The 4,916-nt window shown below is 70.0% G+C and carries 5 protein-coding genes; 1 reads left to right on the top strand and 4 read right to left on the bottom strand.

The window, feature by feature from the left end:
• A partial coding sequence (locus AOK24_RS39410) for a hypothetical protein (protein WP_055724733.1) occupies positions 1 to 771 on the top strand: 771 nt, incomplete at its 5' end.
• A 1,095-nt stretch (positions 772 to 1,866) separates the two neighbouring features.
• Here the strand turns inward: AOK24_RS39410 and AOK24_RS39405 are convergent.
• The 4 genes from AOK24_RS39405 to AOK24_RS39390 form a co-directional block, all read right to left on the bottom strand.
• Complete coding sequence (locus tag AOK24_RS39405; protein ID WP_055724732.1) at positions 1,867 to 2,601, bottom strand: hypothetical protein; 735 nt, start codon at positions 2,599 to 2,601, stop codon at positions 1,867 to 1,869.
• 24 nt (positions 2,602 to 2,625) lie between these two features.
• Positions 2,626 to 3,744, bottom strand: a complete 1,119-nt coding sequence (locus AOK24_RS39400) for a M20/M25/M40 family metallo-hydrolase (RefSeq protein ID WP_055724731.1) — start codon at positions 3,742 to 3,744, stop codon at positions 2,626 to 2,628.
• Positions 3,737 to 3,964, bottom strand: coding sequence for a hypothetical protein (locus AOK24_RS39395; protein WP_055724730.1), 228 nt, complete (start codon positions 3,962 to 3,964; stop codon positions 3,737 to 3,739). Before AOK24_RS39395 ends, AOK24_RS39400 begins: the two co-directional genes overlap by 8 nt.
• Positions 3,965 to 4,146: 182 nt before the next feature.
• On the bottom strand, positions 4,147 to 4,916 hold a 770-nt coding region (locus AOK24_RS39390; RefSeq protein WP_055724729.1), incomplete at its 5' end, for a pyridoxal-phosphate dependent enzyme.

Here is a 4,916-nt window from a genome sequence, read left to right as displayed (position 1 = left end):
CCCCCCGCACGGACCAGCCCCTCCATCTCGGCCTACGCCTACGCCAACAACCAGCCCACCCTCCTCACCGACCCCAGCGGCCTCACCCCCGACGACCCCAACGACCGCGTCGACAGCCTCGGCGAGGGCCTCACGATCTTCGGCGAAGGCTTCCTCCAGGGCCTCAAGACCCCGTTCGACTTCCTCGGCGACGCCTACGACGCCGCCACCGGTCAGAACGGCGGCGCCGGCGCCTTCGTCGACAAGTACGTCCCCGTCCGCCCCGCCTACCGCCTCTATCGGGCCGCGGACATGTTCCGCCAGCAAGGGTGCGACGCACTCGCCGACCTCTACGACGACACCGCCGACGAACTCACCCAGCAACTGGCCCTCACCGGGCTCGGCGGGCTCACCGGGTGGCGGCGGACGGCGTTGGCCACGGAGCAGGAACTCCAGTCCGGCGGTTCGTCCTTCCGGCGGCCACGCAGCGAGATGGACTTCGAGCTGGAATGGGCGGACCACGCCTATGCCGCGATCCGCGCCGATTCCCAGCTCGACCGGGTAGCACAGACAGCAGCGTCGCACGGCTATTCCAAGACGGACATCAACCAGATCTACAACCACCTGTTCATCGAATCGCATGAGCTCGACGCGGGAATGCTTCGATTCGACGCCAACCCTCGCATCGCTGGATGCGCCAGCACGGCGATCAGAATTATCGCCGTGCTTACCAGGCAGCCCTGGACGCCGGGCACACCTGGGACGAGAACGCACCCGCAGCAGACGGTATAGGGTTCCGGTGATCAAATCCCTGGCGCGAGCGAACTGGTGAAAACCCCGTGACAGCATCACTGACATGCAGGAAGACTCGTTCCCTCGAAGCAGGTTACGTCTACTCCTGGGAAACCGCGGAAGGAAATAGTGGAAACATTCTGATCGACTCCGAGGGATCAGTCGCCCGCCCCTGCACACCAGAGGGAACGGCAATCGGCAATATGTTCCTCGATAAAAACGTCGGCAACGTGGAAAATCCGGACCCGGAACTCCGACGCGCTTTCCTGGTCGTGGCATCAGCGATCTTCCAGGAGAGCGACCGGCAAGGGCGACTGCCCGACAGGGTCACACGCACCTACTGGTAGTCGCTACAACACCGACCGAGAGGCCGTGCTCCCCCAGAGCCCGGCCTCTCGGCGTTCCATCACTACCGAACGCGGGCTCGCCACCAGAAACTCCCAGCCGGTCCAAGTTCCGGTTCGTGCGGATGCTCTGCGTCAGCGCAGTCCCGGACGTCCTGTCCGGCCTGTCGTCGGCTGCGCAGTTGGAGTGTCTGCGGTGTCTGTCACCGTCACGATCGCCGAGCAGCCGTCGGGGGCGGTCGTCGCCACTGCCAGGGACCAGCTCGCCCACAAGTTGCTCAAGCACGCCGGTTTCACCCGGCATGCGGACTGGTACGGGGTCGTCGCGCCCACGTCGTTGAGTCCCGACCCGCCTCTCGTGGACCGACTTCGCGGGGCGCAGAGCGGGGCCGAACTCTCCGGTGTGCTGGTGGAGTTGCTCGACCGGGAACAGGGGTTGCTGATCCGGCTTCAGGAGGCGTTGGAGGCGGCGGGTGAGCGGGGCACGGATCTCGATCCGGAGGCTTACGAGTTGTCGGACCGGTTGGGTGCTGCCTCAGATCTGCTCTACTCGGTCAACGACGATCTGGGGTGGGTTGTCGTCGACGTCGCGAAAGTCGCTCGTCGGCCGCCCGGGCATCGTGTCCTGCGGCGGTGCGTTCCGCTCTTCCTCCCGGGCCTTCGGTCGAGGCGGGCCCGGCCTCCGGCGTACGGGCGTCTCCGGCGGGCGGGGTCGATGACGTACAGGATGCAGCGGCGTCCGGGGATCGCCTCACGCATCGGCCTTGTCCTCCGCTGCACGCCAGGCGTCAGGGCTGAGGTGATGGTTCCGGTGCCCTGCGGAGAGCACGGCCCGCAGTTGGGCGAGGTGCGGAGTCTCCGCCGGAATGCGCAGGCGCGCGAGCAGGCCGAGTGCCGCGCCGGGCTCCAGGTCGCCGTAGACGTCGTGGTAGCTCGCCAACAGGCCGTCGTACAAGGGATGGTGGAGTTCGGGGAGGCCTACGGCCGTGTTGTACGCCGGCTCCTTCACGCGCCACAGCACCGGGCCCGAGCAGGCCAGGACTCGGCCCGCGCGGCGCAGCAGCGGCGCGGACGGGTGTCTCACGATGAGGTCGATGTCGTTGCCGAGCACCTCCGCGAAGGCCGTCTCGACGGTCGCGCGGTTCTCGAACCAGTCGACCCACAGGGAGTACGTGACGGGCTGGGCGTCCTGTTCCGCCTCCAGGCGCCGCCGGTAACCGCGCCAAAGGGCGCCTGCGGGGAGGGAGTTCAGGGCGAAGCCGATCTCGCGGGTCACCCAGTAGTCGTCGAGGAGGTCGAGGAGCCCGAAGGCGAGCCGCTCGCGGCCGGCCGCGTCCAGGGTGTCGTCGGCGAGGGCGGCATCGGCCCAGGAGTGGGCGATCTCGTCGGCGGTGCGCGGCCGTTCGGACTCGGCCCAGCCCTCGCCGGTCTGGACGACTCCGCGCGCGGCGAGCCAGCGTCGGGCTTCCTCGACAGGTTGTTCCATCCGGGCAGTATGCCGGGCGGCCGGTCAGGAACAGAACTCGATAATCGTGCCGGTCAGGATGTCGGTGAGGTGGTCGAGCGAGGCGAGGTCGACGTACTCGGTGTCCGCGTGGGCGCCTTCGCCGTCGGCGCCGAAGAGGACACAGGGAATCCCGGCCCGGTCCAGCAGCGCGCAGTCCGTCCAGAAGGGCTCGGCGCGGATCGACGGCGGGTGGCCCAGGGTGAGTTCGGCGTGGCGGGCGAGGGTGCGGGCGATCGATGTCGAAGGGTCGGCCTCGAAGGGGTCGCGGTGGATGCCGGGCGTCAGTTCGTAGGCGAAGTCGGGGACAGTTAGGGTGAGTTGGTCGAGTACGTCGGTGAGTTCGCGTTCGGCGTCGCTCTCCCCGGGTACCGTCCGCCGCTCCACGGTGATGTGGCAGGACGCCGGGTACGTGGAGGCCTCCTCCCCGCCCCGGATGACGGAGGCGTGCACGGTGCCTGTGCCGAGGAGTCGGTGGCCGGTCCCTTGGGCGAGCCGTTTCCCCAACTCTTCGAGCGCGACGAGGAAATGGCCCGCTTTGGTGATGGCGTCGATGCCGAGGTCGGGACGTGAGCCGTGGGCCGCGCGGCCGAGCACGTGGACGTCGAACCAGGCGAACCCCTTGTGCGCGAGGGTGAGTTGGAGGTGGCTGGGCTCGGTGACGATCGCGGCGTCGGCGGTGAAGGAGTCGAGGACCTCCTCGGTACCGGCGCTCGCGTACTCCTCGTCGGCGACGCACGCGACGATGACGTCACCGCGCAACGGGCCCTGGGCGGTTGCGCGGGCGGCGGCGGTCATCATGGCCGCGATGCCGCCCTTCATGTCGAAGGTGCCCCGGCCGTACATGCGGCCGTCGGCGATCCGCGGCTCCGGGCCGGCCAGGCTCACGGTGTCGAGGTGGCCGTTCAGCATGAGGGAGCGGCCACCGCCGGTGCCGTGCGCGACGGCCACCAATGAGGGGCGCCCCGGGCGCCGTTCGAGCCGGTGGACCTCGAAGCCGCGCGCGGTGAGCCAGCGGGTGCAGTGGTCGGCGATCGCGGTCTCCCCCGCGCCGCCGGGGACGAGGTCGGGGTTGACGGAGTCGAGAGCGACCAGTTCGGCGAGGAGGGACGCGGGCTCACCCATGCACGCCTCCAGCGAGCCGCAGCAGTGTCGTGGCCCGCACGTCCACACCCTGCCCGCACGCTTCCGGCGTCGAGTATTGGACGTCGTCCGGGTAGCACAGATCCACGGTAAGCGCCGGGACGGTGTTCGTGAGGTCCGGGTGGACGGCCAGATGGCCGATGGTGGCACGCAGCGCGCCGTACTCACCGGAGTCGACCAGCTCCCGGCGCCTCACGACCACTTGGGCCACCGCGAGCCCGGCATCGGCGCGGAGGCGGGCCGGTGTCGTACCGGCGTGCGCGGCGCGGCCGTGGAGCGTGGTCTCCTGTCAGGAGATGCCCTGGACGCCGGTGCCGATGCCTCCGGGGACGCCGTGTTCGACGCCGAGGTCCGTCAGGGACCGCCACAGGCGGTCGGCGTCGATCACCGGGGGGCTCCTTCGGTGTTGAGGAGGACGGTCACCGAGTCCGGGCCGAGGTCGGGGAGCAGGTGGCGTGCGGCGCGCAGGCCGGCGAGCGGGGCGGCGCCGCAAGGGCCCGAATCCACACCCAGCGTGGCGAGTTGGGCGGCGGCGCGGGAACTCTCCTCGTCGGTGACGGCGATCGCGGCGTCCAAGCCATCGTGCAGGAACGGCCACGCGATGCTCGACGGGGTGCCGCAGTTGAGGCCCGCCATCGCCGTGCGGCCCGTGGTGATGCTGACGAGTTCGCCGCGTTTGAGGCTCTCCAGGACGCAGGCCGCGCTGTCCGGTTCCACCGACATCAGCATCGGGGCGTGGCCGGTCGGGCGGCTGCGGTAGTGGGTGATCACGGCCTGCGCGAGCGAGCCGACGCCGACGGGTACGACGATCAAGTCCGGTGGCGCCGGGAGCTGTTCGTCGATCTCCGCGCACAGGGTGTCGTAGCCCTCGACGATCCACGCCGGGATCTGCTCGTAGCCCGGCCAGGCGGTGTCCTGGATCAGGAGGGCGTCGGGGGTCTCGGCGGCGCGGCGTACGGCGGTGTCGTAGTCGCCGTCGACCTCGGTGACCTTGGCGCCCTCGGCGGCGATCGGGGCGGGGTCGACGCCCTGGGGGATGAACACGTGGGCCTGCTTGCCGAGTTGGCGTGCGGTGCGGGCGACCGCGCGGCCGTGGTTGCCGTCGGTGGCGGTGACCAGGGTCGTGGTGTCCGGGGCGGCGGCGAGGGCGCGGT

It is taken from the genome of Streptomyces niveiscabiei (assembly GCF_001419795.1).
GTDB classification, from domain to species: Bacteria; Actinomycetota; Actinomycetes; order Streptomycetales; family Streptomycetaceae; genus Streptomyces; species Streptomyces niveiscabiei.
The sequence above is the reverse complement of the archived record's forward strand: the minus strand, read 5'-3'. Positions and strand labels throughout refer to the sequence as shown.